16 protein-coding genes are annotated in these 17,398 nt (G+C 70.8%); 8 read left to right on the forward strand and 8 right to left on the reverse strand.

Annotated features, from left to right (window positions below):
- Positions 1-29: 29 nt before the first annotated feature.
- Positions 30-644, reverse strand: coding sequence for a 1-acyl-sn-glycerol-3-phosphate acyltransferase (locus tag AC3DE3_RS16580; protein WP_260488620.1), 615 nt, complete (start codon positions 642-644; stop codon positions 30-32).
- A gap of 213 nt (positions 645-857) precedes the next feature.
- On the opposite strand from AC3DE3_RS16580, the gene AC3DE3_RS16585 reads away from it, so the two are divergent.
- A complete protein-coding gene (locus AC3DE3_RS16585; protein WP_488370743.1) occupies positions 858-2,417 on the forward strand; it encodes a DUF4389 domain-containing protein in 1,560 nt (519 codons plus the stop codon).
- Positions 2,418-2,444: 27 nt separating this feature from the next.
- Here AC3DE3_RS16585 and AC3DE3_RS16590 read toward each other — a convergent pair whose 3' ends face one another.
- Complete coding sequence (locus AC3DE3_RS16590) at positions 2,445-3,119, reverse strand: TetR/AcrR family transcriptional regulator (protein ID WP_260488618.1); 675 nt, start codon at positions 3,117-3,119, stop codon at positions 2,445-2,447.
- A 79-nt stretch (positions 3,120-3,198) separates the two neighbouring features.
- Here AC3DE3_RS16590 and AC3DE3_RS16595 point away from each other — a divergent pair, with 79 nt between their 5' ends.
- Genes AC3DE3_RS16595 through AC3DE3_RS16610 form a run of 4 tightly spaced genes read left to right on the forward strand, consistent with a single transcriptional unit; the run spans position 3,199 to position 6,815 of the window.
- Complete coding sequence (locus AC3DE3_RS16595) at positions 3,199-3,675, forward strand: nuclear transport factor 2 family protein (RefSeq protein WP_256820360.1); 477 nt, start codon at positions 3,199-3,201, stop codon at positions 3,673-3,675.
- A 19-nt stretch (positions 3,676-3,694) separates the two neighbouring features.
- Complete coding sequence (locus tag AC3DE3_RS16600; protein ID WP_488370744.1) at positions 3,695-4,423, forward strand: sulfite exporter TauE/SafE family protein; 729 nt, start codon at positions 3,695-3,697, stop codon at positions 4,421-4,423.
- 40 nt (positions 4,424-4,463) lie between these two features.
- Positions 4,464-5,321 carry an SDR family NAD(P)-dependent oxidoreductase gene (locus AC3DE3_RS16605; RefSeq protein ID WP_488370745.1) on the forward strand — a complete coding sequence of 286 codons (858 nt, stop codon included), beginning with the start codon at positions 4,464-4,466 and terminating at the stop codon, positions 5,319-5,321.
- A gap of 60 nt (positions 5,322-5,381) precedes the next feature.
- Positions 5,382-6,815 carry an amidase gene (locus AC3DE3_RS16610; RefSeq protein WP_488370746.1) on the forward strand — a complete coding sequence of 478 codons (1,434 nt, stop codon included), beginning with the start codon at positions 5,382-5,384 and terminating at the stop codon, positions 6,813-6,815.
- Between the two features lie 267 nt (positions 6,816-7,082).
- Here AC3DE3_RS16610 and AC3DE3_RS16615 read toward each other — a convergent pair whose 3' ends face one another.
- The 4 genes from AC3DE3_RS16615 to AC3DE3_RS16630 all read right to left on the reverse strand — a co-directional run bounded on the left by AC3DE3_RS16615 (position 7,083) and on the right by AC3DE3_RS16630 (position 12,651).
- On the reverse strand, positions 7,083-8,684 hold the full coding sequence (locus AC3DE3_RS16615) for an ABC transporter substrate-binding protein (protein WP_488370747.1): 1,602 nt from the start codon (positions 8,682-8,684) through the stop codon (positions 7,083-7,085).
- A 183-nt stretch (positions 8,685-8,867) separates the two neighbouring features.
- Entirely contained in the window at positions 8,868-10,472 is a 1,605-nt protein-coding gene (locus tag AC3DE3_RS16620; protein ID WP_488370748.1) for an ABC transporter substrate-binding protein, read from the reverse strand.
- Positions 10,469-11,554, reverse strand: a complete 1,086-nt coding sequence (locus AC3DE3_RS16625; protein WP_488370749.1) for an ABC transporter ATP-binding protein — start codon at positions 11,552-11,554, stop codon at positions 10,469-10,471. The genes AC3DE3_RS16620 and AC3DE3_RS16625 overlap by 4 nt, the downstream gene beginning before the upstream one ends.
- Positions 11,551-12,651 carry an ABC transporter ATP-binding protein gene (locus tag AC3DE3_RS16630; RefSeq protein ID WP_488370755.1) on the reverse strand — a complete coding sequence of 367 codons (1,101 nt, stop codon included), beginning with the start codon at positions 12,649-12,651 and terminating at the stop codon, positions 11,551-11,553. Before AC3DE3_RS16630 ends, AC3DE3_RS16625 begins: the two co-directional genes overlap by 4 nt.
- 150 nt (positions 12,652-12,801) lie before the next feature.
- Between AC3DE3_RS16630 and AC3DE3_RS16635 the strand changes: the two genes are divergently transcribed.
- The 3 genes from AC3DE3_RS16635 (at position 12,802) to AC3DE3_RS16645 (ending at position 15,768) form a co-directional block, all read left to right on the forward strand.
- Entirely contained in the window at positions 12,802-13,920 is a 1,119-nt protein-coding gene (locus tag AC3DE3_RS16635) for an ABC transporter permease (RefSeq protein ID WP_260488612.1), read from the forward strand.
- Positions 13,913-14,917 (forward strand): ABC transporter permease, encoded by a 1,005-nt coding sequence (locus AC3DE3_RS16640; RefSeq protein ID WP_488370750.1) that lies wholly within the window; start codon positions 13,913-13,915, stop codon positions 14,915-14,917. Before AC3DE3_RS16635 ends, AC3DE3_RS16640 begins: the two co-directional genes overlap by 8 nt.
- A 71-nt stretch (positions 14,918-14,988) precedes the next feature.
- The gene (locus tag AC3DE3_RS16645) at positions 14,989-15,768 is read left to right on the forward strand and encodes a TetR/AcrR family transcriptional regulator (RefSeq protein ID WP_488370751.1); all 780 of its coding nucleotides are present in this window, start codon (positions 14,989-14,991) and stop codon (positions 15,766-15,768) included.
- On the opposite strand, the gene AC3DE3_RS16650 is transcribed toward AC3DE3_RS16645, so the two are convergent.
- Positions 15,751-16,935, reverse strand: a complete 1,185-nt coding sequence (locus AC3DE3_RS16650) for an NAD(P)/FAD-dependent oxidoreductase (protein ID WP_488370752.1) — start codon at positions 16,933-16,935, stop codon at positions 15,751-15,753. The two genes, AC3DE3_RS16645 and AC3DE3_RS16650, sit on opposite strands and share 18 nt — an antisense overlap.
- 4 nt (positions 16,936-16,939) lie before the next feature.
- Positions 16,940-17,206 carry a hypothetical protein gene (locus AC3DE3_RS16655; RefSeq protein ID WP_488370753.1) on the reverse strand — a complete coding sequence of 89 codons (267 nt, stop codon included), beginning with the start codon at positions 17,204-17,206 and terminating at the stop codon, positions 16,940-16,942.
- Between the last annotated feature and the right edge of the window lie 192 nt (positions 17,207-17,398).

The following is a 17,398-nucleotide window of genomic DNA, read 5'->3' on the forward strand; positions in this document are numbered from 1 at the left end:
GTCGCGCACGGACGGGCGCGAGCGGAATCTCAGGAGTCGAACTGCTCCTGCGGCAGCCCGGCGTCCGGGGTCGCCGTCCGACTCTCGTCCACCAGGCGCGGCTCCACCCGCTTGTCGGGATGGAACCCGGCCTTGTCCGAGTAGAAGGCCCGGATCCGGTCCATGTCCGCCGCCACGTCACCGGTCAGGTCGATCGTCGGGCCCAGCCCGGTCGTCATCGTGGTGCGGTCCACGTAACCCAACGTCACCGGCAGGCCCGTCTCCCGGGCGATCCTGTAGAAACCCGATTTCCAGTGCGTGTGGCCGCTGCGGGTGCCATCCGGGGTGACGACCAGGCCGAACGTCTCTCCCGCGTCGACCTGCCGGACCATGTCCTCGACGACCCGGGCAGGGTTCGCCCGATCGACGGGGACCCCTCCGAGTGCCCGCATGATCGGCCCACGCCACCCGGTGAAGAGGCTGGACTTGCCCAGCCAGTGGATATCGAGGCCCAGTCGCCAGGCGATGCCGAGCATCAACACGAAGTCCCAGTTGGACGTGTGGGGTGCGCCCAGCAGCACCGTCGGTCGATCCGGAGCCGGTCGGGTCGACAGTTCCCAACGACTGAAGAACCAGTAGAGGCGGGAGACGAGTCGGCGGATCACCCCGCCACCCTAGGGCAGTTCCCGGCCCGGGGTCGGTGACGGACCCCGGCGGCGAGTGGTGCAGGTCGGGGAACCTCGTGGGGTGGGTGAGGCGACGTCGGCAAAACGAGACCCAATCGGTACCGCCGTACTCGCTAAATAACTATATAGTTATTTCTCAGCGGCTCCGCCGATCCCGGTGCGGGCTGTGATGCCTACATCCGAGGAATCACAATGGGTGCTCCGCAACCCTCTCCGTCCGACCGCTACTCGACCCCCGGCACGGCGACCCCGGCCCCATCGGAACGGGGGACCCGTCCACTCAACTGGGTCATGCTCGTCGTGGGCGTGCTGCTCACCTCGCTCGGCCTGGCGCTGAGCGCAGCGGGCATTTTCCTCACCGCCGCCGAGAACTCACAACGGGACGGGCGGTACGCCTACACCGATACCGAGGAGTTCCGATCGGTCGGCAACGCGATCGTGACCGCTCCGTTCACCGTGGACCTCGGGGAGGGTGAGGGCACCCTGGGGTCGATCGACGCCGAGGACGTGATCAGCGTCCAGGTCCGCGCGACCCCCGTGATCCCGGGCCAGCGGGTGTTCCTGGGGATCGCGTCCGTCGAGGACGTCGACCGATACCTCCGCGATGTGCCGCACGCGGTGTTCGGGGCGGACCCCTGGGCCGAGGGTTACGGGGTCGACACCGCGGGTTGGTCGACCAGTTCGACTCCCTCCGACGACCTCGACGAGATCCCCGGTACGCGGGTGCCCGGACCTCCGGCCGAGGAGGGGTTCTGGGAGCACTCCACCATCGGTTCCGCGCAGCAGACGCTCACCGTGACCCCGGAGTCCGGCACCTGGGTGATCGTGGTGATGAACGGGGACGGCAGTCGTCCGGTATGGGTAGACGTGCAGGCCGGAGCGCACACCGAGCTCTTCGGATTGGCCAATCCCGGCACCTTCATCGCCGGTCTCGTCGCCCTCGCGCTGGGAATCCCACTGATCCTGTTCGGCGCGGCCGGACTGGGGCGCGACGTGGATCGCCGTGACCCGGCCGGGGGTGCGGCGGGCGCTGTCACAGGCCCTGACCCGCTGCGGCTGACCGGGCACCTGGACCCGGGCGTCTCCCGCGGGCTGTGGCTGATCAAGTGGCTGCTCGCCATCCCGCACTACCTCGTCCTGGCGATCCTCGGCTTCGCGACAGTCGTCGTGACCGTGGCCGCGGGCCTGACGATCCTGTTCACCGGCCGTTACCCACGCTCGTGGTTCACCTTCACCGAGGGGGCGATGCGCTGGCACTGGCGGGTCGGCTTCTACGCGTACGCCGCCCTGGGGACCGACCGCTACCCGCCGTTCGCGCTCGGTCGGGTCGACTATCCCGCCGACCTGGAGATCGTCTACCCCGAGCACCTGTCGCGGGGACTGGTGCTGGTCAAGTGGTGGCTGCTGGTCATCCCGCACCTGCTGATCGTCGGGATCATCACCGGCGGCGGTTCGGTGGCCGCCAACGCCTCGACCGACACCGGCGGGGTCAGCGCAGGCTTCACCCTGCTGGGACTGCTGGTCCTCATCGCCGCGATCGGCCTGCTGTTCACCGGGCGCTACCCGCCGGGGCTGTTCGCGCTGAACGTCGGCCTCAACCGCTGGGTCTGCCGCGTCGCCTCGTACGTCCTGCTCCTGCGCGACGAGTACCCGCCGTTCCGTCTCGACCAGGGGCCGACCGAGCCGGTGCCCGCCGCCTCGGAGCAACCCGGCCCGGCCGCCTGGGAGCAGCCCGGCCCGGCAGACGCCTGACACGGGGTCCCCGGGCCGGCGTCCGGGCTACCGGTCGGATCCGGCCGCGCCGGTGACGACGCGGGCCAGCAGGTCCGCGAGGCGTTCGTCGATGCCGTCGCGGTCGGCCTCGGGGATGTCGAGCGCGTCCAGCAGTGCCCCCCGCAGCACGGGCCAGCCGTACACGGCGGTGAAGACCAGCAGCAGCTCGACATCACCGGCGGGAGGTGGAGAGGTCATGCGGCGCAGGGCGGCGGCCGGCCGCTGCGAGGGATCGACCATCGGCGGGAACGCCGCCTCCCGGTCCAGGGCCAGCCACGCGAGCAGTCGGCTGATCTCCGGGTGCGACGAGGCGCCGAGAAGCATCCCGCGGACGGCCTCGCCCGCGTCGTCGAGATTCTCCAGGCGGGCGGCGCCGTAGCGCACGGCGTCCTGCATCACCTCGGTGAGCAGCGCGTCCTTGCGGCCAATGTGGCGGTGGATCAGACCGAGATTGACCTGCGCCGCATCGGCGATATCGCGCAGCGGGACGTTCGGACCGCGCTCGGACAGCAACCGGCGGGCCTCCCGCATGACGGCCGAGCGGACCTCGTCGCGGCCGGTCGGGCGTGTGGGGGACGGGCTGCCCTCGTTGTCGTCGTCGCGGTTGTCGTCGTCGCGGCGGTTGTCGTCGCCGTTCCGGGCGCCCGACGCGCCTCCGACGGCATTCTTCCCGGTTTCCATTCCCGAACTGTACACAATTGACTACAGTCTCTGCTGTGCGCGCGACACGCGCGCCCCGACCCCTTCCGAAAGGCCCGCGATGAGCACTCCCGACCGCCGCGACGACATCGACGCCATCAAATCACTCAAGTACCGCTACCTGCGCTGCGTCGACCTGCGGCTGTGGGACGAGCTCGCCCAGACGCTGGCGCCCGACGTCACCGCGTCCTACGGCAAGCGGCTGTCCTACACCGGTCGCGACGAGGTGGTCACAGGGTTGCAGGGCCAGATGACCGACGACGTCATCACCGAACACCAGGCCCACCACCCGGAGATCGAGGTCGACGGTGACACCGCCACGGGCCGCTGGTACCTGCAGGACCGGGTGATCGTGCCCGCCTTCGACACGATGATCTTCGGCAGCGCGTTCTACTCCGACAACTACGCGCGCATCGACGGCCGCTGGATGATCACGAAGACCGGTTACAAGCGCACCTACGAGGCGATGATCAACCTCAAGGACGTGCCCAGCTTCCAGCTCAACGACAACCACCTCGCACCCGCCGACGCGACGTGACGGCACGAGCAGGTGACGTGTGGGCCTGATCGTCATCGCGGCGCTGTGCGTCGCGGCCGCCTCGGTGATCGGCGGGGCCACCGGCTTCGGAACCGCGCTCATCGCCACCCCGCTCATGCTCACGGCGGGGATCGGATTGCCGGAGACCGTGGCTGTCAACCTGGTGGTCGCGCTGGTCACACGGGTCGGCGTCTCCGTGCAGTTGCGCCGACACATCACCTGGCGATGCGTAGCGGTCCTCGGCGCGGCCAGCGTGCCGGGGGCGTGGCTGGGCGTACGGACACTGGGCCTGCTGCCCGAGCAGCACCTCCAGCCGGCCGCCGGCGCCATCACCGTCCTGTGCGGCCTCGCGATGGCGCTGCCCACCACCCACCACGCCCGCCCGCCCTCGGCGCTCGTCACGGCCACGGTCGGGGCGATCGGCGGCTACCTGTCCACCACCACCTCGCTCAACGGGCCGCCCGTCGTACTCCTGCTCGGCAGGGCCAGACTCCCGCCCCTGGCGTTCATCGCCGACCTCGCGGGCTACTTCGTCGTCACCAGCGTCGTCTCGCTGACGCTGCTGTGGACCGGAACCGGCATCGACCTGCCGGGCCTGGCACCACTTCTCCTGGTGTGCACCGTCGCCGGGGTGTCGGCCAACCAGCTGGGTATCGCGATCGCTCAACGCCTGCCCACCCACGTGTTCCGCTCGGCCGTGATCGCCCTCGTGGTGGTCGCCGGCCTGCTCACCATCGTCACGGCGTGATCACCGCTCGCCGACATCCAGATCAACCACGGAGGACCCCATGACCGAGAACCCCACCCAGACCACGCCCGCGGCGGGCGCCCAGCCGGGCACCACCGCTCAGCCGGGCACCACCGCTCAGCCGGGAGCCGACCGCGACAACCGGCTGGCCGGCAAGGTCGCGATCGTCACCGGCGGCGGCCAGGGCGTCGGCCGTGGCATCTCACTCGGCCTCGCCGAGTCCGGCGCGGCCGTCCTCCTGGTCGGCCGCAAGATGCACAAGCTCGAACGCGTCGCCGAGGAGATCCGCTCCGCCGGCGGCACCGCCGAGTGCCTCGCCGCCGACATCGTCACCGACGGTGCACCGGAACAGATCATCGCCACAGCCGTAGAGCGCCTCGGCGGGGTGGACATCCTCGTCAACAACGCCAACATGGCCATGCCCCTGCCGCTGTCCGACTACCCCGACGACGACTTCCGCAAGGCCTTCGAGGGCGGCCCCCGCGTCTCGCTGACCCTGATGAAGCTCGCCCGGCCCGAGATGGCGAAGCGCGGAGGCGGCACGATCATCAACCTCGTCACCTCCGCCGCCGTGCGCTGGGACGCCGCCAACTACGGCATCTACTCCGCGGTCAAGGAGGCCGTCCGAGCCCTCACCCGCGCCGCCGCCTACGAGTGGGCAGCCGAGGGCATCCGCGCGCTCAACGTTGCCCCGCACGCCCACAGCCCCGGGCTCGACTGGTGGATGGAGAACAACCCGGAGGAGGCCGCCGAGTTCGTCGCCGGCATCCCAGCCGGCCGGGTGGGCGACCCCCTCGCCGACATCGGCCGGCCCGTCGCCTGGCTGTGCTCCGGCGAGGCCTCGTATCTGAGCGGTGCGACCATCCCGTTGGACGGCGGCCAGTCCCGCTGGGGCTGACCTCGTCGTCGTCGTTCTCGTCGTCGTCCCACCATCCCCGCGCCCACGAAAGGCCACCCCGTGACCGACACCCCCACCCCGACTCGCGACGCGCTCGCCCTGGCCGGCGACATCCGCGCCGGCGCCACGAGCGCCGCCGAGGTGCTGGAGGAGGCCATCACCCGCATCGAGCGCCTCGACCCGGAGCTCAACGCCATGGTCGCGACCCGCTTCGACGCCGCGCGCGCCGAGGTGGAGGCGGGGCTTCCCGACGGCCCGCTGCGAGGGGTGCCGATCGTCATCAAGGCGCTCGGCACCGATGTGGCCGGGCTGCCCGCCGCCGACGGTTCCCGGCTGCTCGCCGACGTCGTCGCGGACGTGGACAGCACCGTCGTGCAGCGCTACAAGGCGGCCGGGATGGTGGTGCTCGGCACGACGAACGTGCCCGAGATGGGCAAGTCCACCACCACCGAGTCGCTGCTGCACGGCCCGTGCCGCAACCCGTGGGACACGGGGTACTCCACCGGCGGGTCGAGCGGCGGGTCGGCGGCGGCGGTCGCCTCGGGCATGGTGCCGGTCGCGCACGGCACCGACGGCGGCGGCTCCATCCGCATCCCCGCCGCGATGTGCGGACTGGTCGGCCTCAAACCCAGCCGCGGACGCGTCCCCACGTGGCCGCACCCCGACGCACTGGCCTCGCCGTTGTCCTACCACCACGCCCTGACCACCACCGTCCGCGACAGCGCCGCGCTGCTCGACGCCGTGGCCGGCCACCGCCCGGGCGACGCCTACGGTGCGCCCACGCCGCCGCGGCCGTTCCTCGAGGAGGTCGGCGCCGACCCGGGTCGTCTCCGGGTGGGGATGCTGCGGGTCGCGCCCGGGCCGTTCCCCACCGACGCCGCGTGCACCGCCGTCGTCGACCACACCGCCGGGCTGCTCACCGGGCTCGGCCACGAGGTGCGGGAGGTCGAGCTGGGCGTCGACGTGCTGGAGGCGATGTCCGCCGTGGGTGTCATCATGGGCGCCCAGCTGCGGGCGACCGTCGACGCGCGCCTCGCCGCGCTGGGAAGGGACCTCGACGACGACGACATCGAGCCCTGGACGCGGGTGATCCTCGACAACGCCATGACTCACTCCGCACCTGACGTGGCCCGAGCGTTGCAGACCGCCACCCGGACCGGCTGGCGCGTGGCCGAGCTGTTCGGGCCCGGCGGCGTGGACGTGCTGATGCTGCCGACGCTGCCCTCCACGACCCCAGAGCTGGGCTACCTGGACGTCACCGACCCGGGCGCGATGTGGACGCGGTCGTCGGCGTACTCGGCGTGCACGGGCATGTTCAACCTGTCGGGTCAGCCGGCGATCTCACTGCCGCTCGGCGCCGACGAGCGGGGACTGCCGGTGGGCGTGCAGCTGGTCGCCGACTACGCCCGCGAGGACCTGCTGCTGCGGTTGTCGGGGCAGCTCGAGGCCGTCGCGCCGTGGGCGACCGTGGCCCCGGGGTACGAGGGGTGGTGAGGCGGCCTCTCGTCGGGCGGTGACGGGGCCTGGCTGGGCGCCGATCCGGCTGGACGCCGATCGCTGGCCGCCGATCCGGGCTGGGCGCCGATCCGCCCTTCGGATTTCGATCCGCCCCGCGGGGCCCGGCCGCGCATCGAATTCGGAGGGGCGGATTTCTGGCGGGGCGGGGCGGGGCGGAGCGCAGAAGCCGACGGCCCCGGATCCCGTGGAGATGTCTCCGGGATCCGGGGCCGCCGGCGTTCGAGAGGCGGGCCGCCCGCGCGGTCACTCCTGGACGAACGCCCCGTCGAAGAACATCGTGGAGTACAGGCTCGGCGAGACGCCCTTGACGGAGTCGTCGACCACCACGTACTCCTGCGCGTTGGCCAGCACCGCGAACGGCACGACCCGGTTGTAGACCTCCTGCAGGTCGGTCGCGGCGGCCTTCTGCGCCTCGAGGTCTCCGGCGGCCTTGAACGCGGTCACGGCCTCGGTGAGCTCGGGGTCGTCGACGCCCGGGATGTTGAGTGAGCCACCGGGCGTCATGGCGCTGGCGAAGGTGGAGGCCGGGTCGGCGTCCGAGGGGGACAGTCCGCCGATGACGGCCTCATAGTCGCCGGTGAACTGCCGGGCGACGACCTGGGCGACGGGCTGGCTCTGGATGGTGACGTCGAAGCCGGCCGCATCGAGCAGTGCCTTGACGGCCACGCCGGACTCCATGTTCTCCGGGCTGTCCGCCACGAGCAGGGTGAGCTCGCCGTTCCAGTCGGGTCGGTCGGCCTTGACCTCGTCGATGAGGGCGGTCGCCTGCTCGACGTCGAACTCGGGGCCCTGCTGCCCGTCGTAGAAGCGCGAGGACTCCGCGATGATGGCGGAGGTGGGCTGGCCGAGACCGCCGGTCAGGCGCTGATCGATGAGCTCCCGGTCGAGTGCCATGGCGAACGCCTGACGGGCCCGCTCGTCGGTGAGGACGCCATCGTAGCCCGCGTTACCGGCGTTGAGGTTGACGATGGAGCCGGCGCTGGTGATGGTCTCGAAGCCCCGCTCGCCGGCGTCCTGGGCGGCGGTGACGGTCTTGGCGCCACGCAGGAACCCCACCTGGACCTCGCCGGTCTGGAACGCCTCGTAGGTACCCTGCGAGCCGGGGATGCGGATGAACTCCAGGGTGGGGCAGACGGGCCCGCCGTAGTAGTCCGGGTTGGGCTCCAGCACGAGCTCCTGGTCCGGGATGTACTCGGAGACCGTGAACGCGCCGGCACCGATCGGGTTGCGGGCCCACTGGGCGGGGTCCGCGGCCTCGTAGGCGTCCTTGGGGATCACCTCTCCCGCGGTCCCGGCCAGCAGGATCGGGAAGCCGGCCCACGGCTCGGCCAACGTGAACTCCACGGTCAGCGGGTCCACGATGCGGGTCGACTCGACCTGCTGCGCGTCGGTCATCGCGTTGGAGACGGTCTTCGGGTCCTTGTGGAGGTCGATCGTGAACGCCACGTCCTCAGCGGTGAGCGGATCGCCGTTGGAGAAGGTGACGCCGTCGCGGAGCGTGAGCGTCCACACGGTGTTGTCCTCGGCGGACTCCAGGGACTCGGCCAGCTTGGGCTCGAACTCCGCGGCCTCGGGGTTCCACCGCATGAGACGGTCGTAGACGGCGGCGGACTCGGTGGCCCCGCGGACGCCGAACTGGCCCTGGCCGGGCGCGAAGGACGGGAGCATGGCGTACTCGCCCATGGTGATGGTGCCGCCGGCCCGGTCGGCTGTGCAGCGCTCGGATTGGTCCGGCGCGGTGGCCCCGGAGGCCGATGCGGTGGGATCGGCTCCGCCGCCTCCACAGGCGGTGAGGGCGAGAGTGGTCGCGGCGAGGACGGCCAGTGCGCTGGTGGCGCGGGTCATCTTTTCTCCTGGTGGTGAGGGGCGGCGGGCCGGTCGGCCCGACGTGTGTCGGTGTTGTCGGCAGAGAGGTGCCCCGGGTTCTCACCGGTGGGCGAGAGCCCGGGGCACGTCGATGTGGTGCGGGGGCGGCCCGTCGGGGCCGCGGGGGGAGTGGTCACTCCGTGACTGACACCCCCGTGACGGTCACTCCTTCACGAAGGCCCCGTCGTAGAGGACGGTCGAGGACAGGGTCGGGGTGAGTCCGCCGACCGTGTCGGAGACGGCCACGTACTGCTCGGCGTTGGCCATCACGGTGAACGGCTGCACCTCGTTGAAGACCTCCTGCAGGCGTGTGAGCGCCTCCTTCTGGGCGTCGAGGTCACCGGCGGCCTTGAGGTCGTTGACCGCGGCGGTGAGCTCGGGGTCGTCGATGCCGGTGAGGTTGGTCGCGCCGGTCGGGAGCATGCCGCTGGCGAACGCGGCCGCCGGGTCGGCGTCCGAGGTGGCCAGGCCACCGATCACGATCTCGTAGTCACCGGTGAACTGACGCGCGGTGACCTGGGAGACCGGGGCGTTGTCGATCCGGACGTCGAACCCGGCCGCGTCCAGCAGGGCCTTGGCCACCACGCCCGCCTCGATGTTTTCGGGACCGTCGGAGATGAGCATCCGCAGGGAACCGTCCCAGTCCGGGCGGTCGGCCTTGAGTTCCGCCACGAGCGCCTTGGCCTTCTCGACGTCGTACGCCGGGCCCTCCTGGCCGTCGAACAGTCGGGAGGATTCGGCGATCAGGGCGGAGGTCGCCTGACCCTCGCCGTCGTACAGGCGCTGGTTCCACAGGTCGCGGTCCATGGCGGCTGCCACGGCCTGGCGGGCGCGGACGTCGGTGAGGATGCCGTCGTAGCCGGCCTTGCCCGAGTTCATGTTGATCACCGAGCCGGAGCTGATGATCTCCTCGAAGCCGCGGACGTCGTCGGACGTGGCCATGTTCATGAACTTGGCGCCACGCAGGAAGGCCACCTGGAGCTCCCCGGTCTGGAAGGCGTCGTAGGTGCCCTGGGAGCCGGGGATGCGGATGAACTTCAGGGTGGGGCAGACGGGGCCGCCGTAGTAGTCCGGGTTGGGCTCGAGGACCGTCTCCTGGTCGGGGACGTAGTTGGCGACAGTGAACGCGCCGGCGCCGATCGGGTTACGCGCCCAGTCCCGCGGATCGGCGGCCTCGTAGGCGTCCTGGGGGATGACCTCTCCGACGGTGCCGGCGAGCGTGATGGGGAACCCGGCCCACGGGTCGGCGAGGGTGAACTCGACGGTGAGCGGGTCCACCACGCGGACGTCGGAGATCTGCATGGCCTCGGTCATCGCGACCGACCGGGTGGCGGGGTCCTTGTGCAGGCCGACCGTGAACGCGACGTCGTCCGCGGTGAGGGGGTCGCCGTTGGAGAAGGTGACGCCGTCGCGCAGCGTCATGGTCCAGACGGTGTTGTCGTCGTTGGCCTCGAGGGACTCGGCGAGCTTGGGCTCGAACTCCTCGGCCTCGGGGTTCCACACCATGAGCCGGTCGTAGACGGCGGCCGACTGGGCTCCGCCGCGGACACCGTACTGGCCCTGACCGGGGGCGAAGGACGGGAGCATGGAGAATTCGCCCACGGTGATCGTGCCGCCGGCGAGGTCCTCGGTGCACCGCTCGGACTGGTCGGGGGCCTGACCCTCGGCGCCGCCGGAGGCGGAGGTGGACTCCTCCCCGCCGCCGCATGCGGACAGGGTCAGGGCGGCGGCCGCGAGTACGGCCAGGGCGCTGGTGGTGCGCTTCATCGATTCTCCTGGAGAGGGTGGTGGCACGCGACCTGGTGGCCGGGCGCGATGTCGACCAAGGGAGGACGGTCGGTGGCGCAGATGTCGGTGGCCAGTGGGCACCGGGTTCGGAATCTGCATCCGGACGGGGGGTTCAGGGGCGAGGGCAGCTCGGAGCTGGTCGCGGTGATGGAGTCCTCGCCGAGCGTGTCGGCGAGCGTCCCGCCGAGCGTCGGCGCGGACGAGATGAGCAGCATCGTGTACGGGTGGGCCGGGGCCCGGTACAGCGACTCGGTGTCGGCGACCTCGCACACCGTGCCGAGGTACATCACCGCCACGCGGTCGGCGATGTTGTGGACGACCGACAGGTCGTGGGAGATGAAGACCATCGTCAGGTGGTAGCGCTCCTTCATCTCCTCGAGCAGGTTGAGGATCTGCGCCTGGACGGAGACGTCGAGTGCGGAGACGGGCTCGTCGCAGACCAGCACCTCGGGCTCCAGTACGAGGGCGCGGGCCAGGGCGATGCGCTGGCACTGCCCGCCGGAGAACTCGGACGGGCGCCGGCCGCCGGCGTGCTCGGGGTCCAGGCCGACCGCCTCGAGGGCGGCGTCCACACGGCGCCGGATCTCCTCGCGACCGCCGTCGACGCTCTGGATCTCCAGCCCCTCGGCCACGATGTCGCGGACCTTGCGGCGCGGGTTGAGCGAGGAGACGGGGTCCTGGAACACCATCTGGATCATCCTGCGGGCGCGGGTCAGGGCCGCCCCGGACAGCGAACACAGGTCGGTGTCGTCGACCATGACGCGTCCGGACGAGGGGCGGGGCAGCTGCAGCATGGCCCGCCCGAGGCTGGACTTGCCGCAGCCGGACTCGCCGACCAGGGCCAGTGTGGAGCCCCGGGGGACGGTGAGGGAGACGTCCGAGACGGCGTGGACCGTGCCCTTGCGGGTGTGGTACTCGACGGTCACGCCGTCGACCACGAGTTTGTCGACGGCGTCGGTGTCGGCAGCCCCGGTGTCGACGACGACGAGGTCGGCTTCCGCCGGACGGCCCGCGGTCTCCGACCCGGCCGAACCGGTGAGGTCGTTCGAGGGGACGGTCATGATGCCTCGCTGGGTGTGCTGGCAGTGGCGGGGACGAGCGGGTGGTGGCACGCGGCTCGGTGGACTTCGGTGCTGCGGATACCGGCATCGGGGTCGGCGAACCGCGGCATCACGCCCGGCGTGGTCGCCAGGTCCTCGAGCGGCGGGTCCACGGCGAGGCAGTCGTCGGCCACGCGCGGGCAGCGGGGAGCGAACCGGCAGCCCGCGGGCATCTCGCGCAGATTGGGCGGGCGTCCCTCGATCACGGTGAGCAGGGTGTGCGGCGGCAGGTCCGGCCGCGGGATCGAGTCGAGCAGCGCGCCGGTGTACGGGTGCGCGGGCTCGTCGAGCAGGGCCCGCGTGTCACCCACCTCGAGGAACCGGCCGGCGTACATGACACCGATCCGGTCGGTGTGCTGCGAGACCACCGCGAGGTCGTGGCTGACGAGGATCATCGCCATGTCGGAGTCGGCCTGCAGTCCGTGCAGCAGGTCGAGGATCTCGTGCTGCACCGTCACGTCGAGCGCGGTGGTGGGCTCGTCGGCGATGAGCAACTTGGGGGAGCAGGACAGTGCGATCGCGATGCCGACGCGCTGGCGCATGCCGCCCGAGAGCTGGTGCGGGTACTCGGAGAGTCGGGCACGGGGAGAGGGGATGCGCACCCGCGTCAGCATCTCGACCGCCCGGTCTGTGGCCTCGCGGCGGCTCAGTCCCAGGTGGTGTCGCAGCGGGTCGGTGATCTGACGGCCGATCGTCCGGATCGGGTTGAGCGAGGTCAGCGGGTCCTGGAAGACCATGGCGATCTCGCGTCCCCAGAACTTCTGTGCCTGCCGCTGGGACAGGGACAGCACATCCCGGCCGTCGAAGCGGACCGTCGAGGCCGGGTCGACCCGGGCCGTGGTCGGTGCGATGCCCATGATCGACCGGACGAGCATCGACTTGCCGGAACCCGACTCGCCCACGATCCCGATCGTCTCACCGCGTCGCAGGGAGATGTCGACGCCGTCGACGGGAGTGATGCGACCGTCGGGGGTGTCGATGTGGGTGCGGAGGTCGCGGACCTCGAGCAGCAGGTCAGGGTCCGGTGACCCGTGCGCGCTGGGTGCTGCGGCGGCGATGGCTGCCTCCTGGGTGTGGTGTCTCGGACGGGGGTCTAAGACAACGGCTTAGAACGTGTTGCTGTGACGAGTATCACGGCATAGTGTGTCCACGTCAAGACAATTAAGAAACCGCCTCAGGCGGTGACTCAGACGAAGGGGACTCCCCACGTGCTCAGGTTCATTGGCGAACGCGCTCTGCACGCGGCCGTCGTCGTCATACTCGCCACCATCGGCGCGTTCTTCCTGATGGAGGCCGTTCCCGGGGACTCCGCGGCGTCCGCCGTGGGGCCGGGCGCGACCGCGGAGCAGTACCAGGCGGCCCGGGAGGAGCTGGGTCTCGACGAGCCACTGGCGACCCGATTCGCGGACTGGGCCGGCAGCATGGCGTCCGCGGATCTCGGCAACTCCCTGATCCCCCCCAACCAGCCGGTCACCGAGATGATCGGCAACGCCCTGCCGGTGACCCTCCAGCTCGCGTTCCTGTCGATCATCCTGTCGCTGGCGATCGCGGTGCCGGTCGCGGTGTGGTCGGCCTACCGCCGCGGCGGAGTGTTCGACCGGGTCGCCTCGGTCGTCGCGTTCGCGTTCATCTCGGTCCCCAGCTTCGTGGCCGGTCTGCTGTTGATCTACCTGCTGGTGTTCAATCACTCGTTCGCGCAGCAGCTCATCCTCGGCGTCGCCGTCGTGGTCGGGCTCGTGGTGGCTCTGTCGCCGCTGGGCCGACGGGGCGGGCCCGGAGCCCCCGGGGTCATGTGGGGTCGGTCCCTCATCGCCGGTCTCGTGGTGGGCGGGGTGCTCGCGTCGATCGCGCTCCTCCTCCCCGAGTTCCCGCGCCAGGGTTACGTGCCGTTGGCCGAGGGGCTGGGGGAGAACCTGCGCAGCATCGCCCTGCCCGCGCTCACCCTCGCGCTGATGGAGGTGGCGATCTTCACCCGCGTCCTGCGAACCGACATGATCTCGACCCTGCAGCAGGACTTCGTCCTCTCGGCGCGCGCCAAGGGCATGCCCACCGGCCACGTCCTGGTCAGAGAGGCCCTGCGGCCGTCGACGGTCTCGATCATCACCCTCGCCGGCATCAGCCTCGGCCGCCTCATCGGCGGCACGGTGGTCGTCGAGCGACTGTTCAACCTGCCCGGGATGGGCAGCATGATCGTCGACGCCGTCCAGAACGACAACCTTCCCGTGGTGCTCGGCGGCGTGATCGTCATCGCCGTCTTCTACGTCGTGGTCAACATGACCGTGGACGTCACCTACGCACTCATCGACCCGAGGATCCGCCGTGGCTGACATCGACCCGACCCGTTCCACCGCTACCGCTACGCCCACCGACACGGCCACCAGCGCCACCGACACGGGCTCGGCCACGAGCGCCACCGCGGCCACCGCGGCCGGCGCGGCCGGCGCGGCCGGCGCGGCCGGCGCGGTGGCGCCCGTCCGTCGGCGGCGCCGCCTGCCGAAGCTCTCCGGGGTCGGCACCCTGCTGGCCCTGGGCTGGACCGTCCTCATCGTCCTCGGAGCGTTGGTCGTCGACTTCCTGCCGCTCGCCGAGGCGCGTGACCCGCAGTTCGCGCTGACCACCCGGTCCCTGCTCCCCGCGGACCTGTTCACGGCGCACCCCCTCGGCACCGATCGTCAGGGCCTCGACGTCCTCGGCGGTCTGCTCTACGGGGCCCGCGTCTCCATCGTCGTGGGCATCGGTGGCGTCGTCATCGGCGCACTCATCGGCGGCGCACTGGGGTTGGTGGCCGGCTACAAGGGCGGCTGGGCAGACCGGATCGTCTCCGTCATCAGCGACGTCCTGCTGGCGTTCCCGTCGCTCATCCTGCTCATCGCGATCGTCACGGTCCTCGAGCCGACCCTGGTCAACGTCACCCTGGCGCTGGGGATCATGGTGGTGCCGTCCTTTGCGCGGCTCGTCCGCGCCAACGCGATGAGCTTCGCCGGCCGTGAGTTCGTCACCGCCGCCCGCTCGCTCGGTGCCGGCGAGACCCGGATCATGCTTCGCGAGGTCGCTCCGAACATCGTGGCGCCGGTGCTGTCCTACAGCTTCATGCTCGTGGCGGTGCTGATCGTCGCGGAGGCGTCGCTGAGCTACCTGGGACTGAGCATCCCGCGACCCGAACCGACCTGGGGCAACATGATCAGCGCCGGCCAGCCGGACTTCGAGAGGTACCCCGCCCTCGTGGGGATCCCCGCGTTCGTCCTCTTCCTCACCGTGCTGAGTTTCAACCAGCTCGGCGAGGCGGCGGGCCGCAAGTGGAGCCCCGGAGCCGCCAAGATCTGAGTCCCCGCACACGTGGCGGATCAGAAATGGGGCGGGTGCGTGGACAATGGGCGCGTAGCGGAAGGAGCACGATGGACGTGATGAGTGGTGTTCCGGCCGACGGTGCCATCCCGACGAAGGACGCCAAGACGGCGATGATCGAGATCGCCGAGGAGTTGATCGGCCAACGGGGCCTGGACAGGGTCTCGATGCGCGATGTCGCCACCGCCGCGGGGCAGCGCAACAACTCGGCGGTGCAGTACCACTTCGGCAGCCGCGACGGCCTCATCCTGCAGGTGCTGCGCCGTCGGTTGACCGCCCTAGACGCGGTCCGCCAGCAGCGACTCGTGGAGATCGACGAGCAGGGTCTGGGTGCCGACCTCACGTCACTGGTGCGGGTTCTCTTCGAGCCGATCGTCGACCTGCTCCGGGCTCAGCCCGAGTCCACCTACTACGCGCGGTTCCTGCAGCGGGTCGGACCGGTCATGGCCCCCGGCATCCCGGAGGCGCAGCTGCGCACCGCCACCGACGACGTGGTGGTCCGCCTCATGGACGTGTGCTCCCACCTGCCGCGACGGGTGGCGTTCGAGCGTATAGACCTGGCGACCCAGATGTTCACCGGCGCGCTCGCGGTCTACGAGGATCGCCGGGACGCGCGGAACACCGTGGTCAACAGCGAGTTCGAGAAAGTCGTCGCCCACCTCTACGACATGGTCGAGGCAGCGTTGCGCGCCGGGATCGGATCCCACGAGGCCCCTGCCTGGGCCGGGGGAGACCGCCTCCAGGCCGGGGCCGGGGGAGACCACGTCCAGGCCGGGGAGGCGACCGGCGCGGCGACGGCGCCTGTCACCGGGTCAAACGCGTCCGCGTAGCAGCTTGCGGAAGTACACGACGGGCTGGACGAACCGGTCGAACACGTAGGTCATCCGCCTGGGGACCGTGAGGTCGATCCCGCGCACCGACGGGGCGGGCCGGCCGTCCCGGTCGTGCTCGTCGAGCACCAGTCGGTTCCTGCTCACGGCCACGGGGATGACGGTGTAGCCGTCGTACTCCGTCAGGGCTCCACCCTCGCGGGCGGCGCGCAGATTCTCCGCGACCACCGCGACCTGGTCGCGCAACGCACCACCGGACGGGCGAGTGCCGACAGTCGCGGCGTCCCCGAGGCCCCACACGGTCTCGAATCGGGCGTGCCGCAGGGTGCGGGGGTCCACGTCGACGAGTGCGGAGGCCTCGGATGTCGCCAGCTCCGACTGGGCGACGAACCGGGGGGTGCGGCTGTGCGGGGTGACGTAGGCCAGGTTGACCTGCTCGAGCGTCACCGGGGCCGGGCCGTCCAGCGAAACGGTTCTGGCCCGGTGGTCGACGGCGGCCACGCGCGTGTTCGCGTGGACGGTGATGCCGTAGTCCTCGATGAACGGTTGCAGCCGCGCGTCGATCTCCTCCAGTCCGAGCAGCCCTCCGAACGGGGTCACCAGGTGCACGTCGATCCGGTCGAGGACCTCCTTGCGCCGCCACCGGTCGCACGCCAGGAACATCGCCTTGAGTACCGTCCCGCCACAGGACGCGGGCTCGGGCGGCACCGAGAACACCACGGTCCCCTCGCGCTCGCGGACCAGGGCGGCACACGCGCGGCCGGCGTACTCGGGTACGTGGGCCGACACCGCCCAGCCGTCGACGAAGGCGTCCTGCAGTCCCGGGATGTCGTCCCAGTGCGGGGTGAGCCCGGGGCACAGGACGAGGTCGCTGTAACTGACGGACGCGCCGCTCTCGAGTGTGACGGTCCGGGCGTCCGGATCGACGCGGGTCGCCGCGTGCGGGATGAGTTCAACCCCGTCCGGGACGACCGTCGCCATGGGCCGCTCGTAGCGGGACATGCGGGCCTGCCCCGCCGCGGCGTAGTTGAGCATCGGCCGGTAGCGGTGGACCGGGCTGGGGTCGATGAGCGCGATGCCGCGTACGCCGTCGCGCTGGAGGCGAGCGGCCAGGGAGACCCCGGCATTGCCCGCCCCGATGATCACGGTGTCGAAGGAGGCAGGCATCGCTCTAGAACACTTCGAACGCGTAGCCCACGAGCCCGACCACCAGAAGGAGGACCACGACGGCGATGACCACGATCCACACGACGGCGCCCTTGTTGCCGGGCTGAGGTGTCGGGCTCTGCCGCTGCGTCGGGCTCTGCTTCTCGGTGGCGCTGTCCGACTGCATCGAGGTGGAGTCGGAATCCGGGGTGATTCCCGCTGGCGCGGAACCGGTGTTGTCCACGTCCGGGCTCTGGGCGGGATCAGGGTCTGACGGTCGGGCGTTGGTCATCTTCGCACCTCTCGATCGACTGGGACCCACACGCTAGAGGCTCGGCGGTCGAGCTTCCACCGGTCGGCCTCCTGCCGGTCGACGGGAAGCATCGATTCGGGGCCTGTGCGTACATACCGGCAGCACACCCTCCGCCGGATGTGTGATGTCTAAGGACATCGGTGACAGTTCTGCCTAAGGACATCGGTGACA

It is taken from the genome of Dietzia sp. IBK-p2-16D, assembly GCF_057773085.1.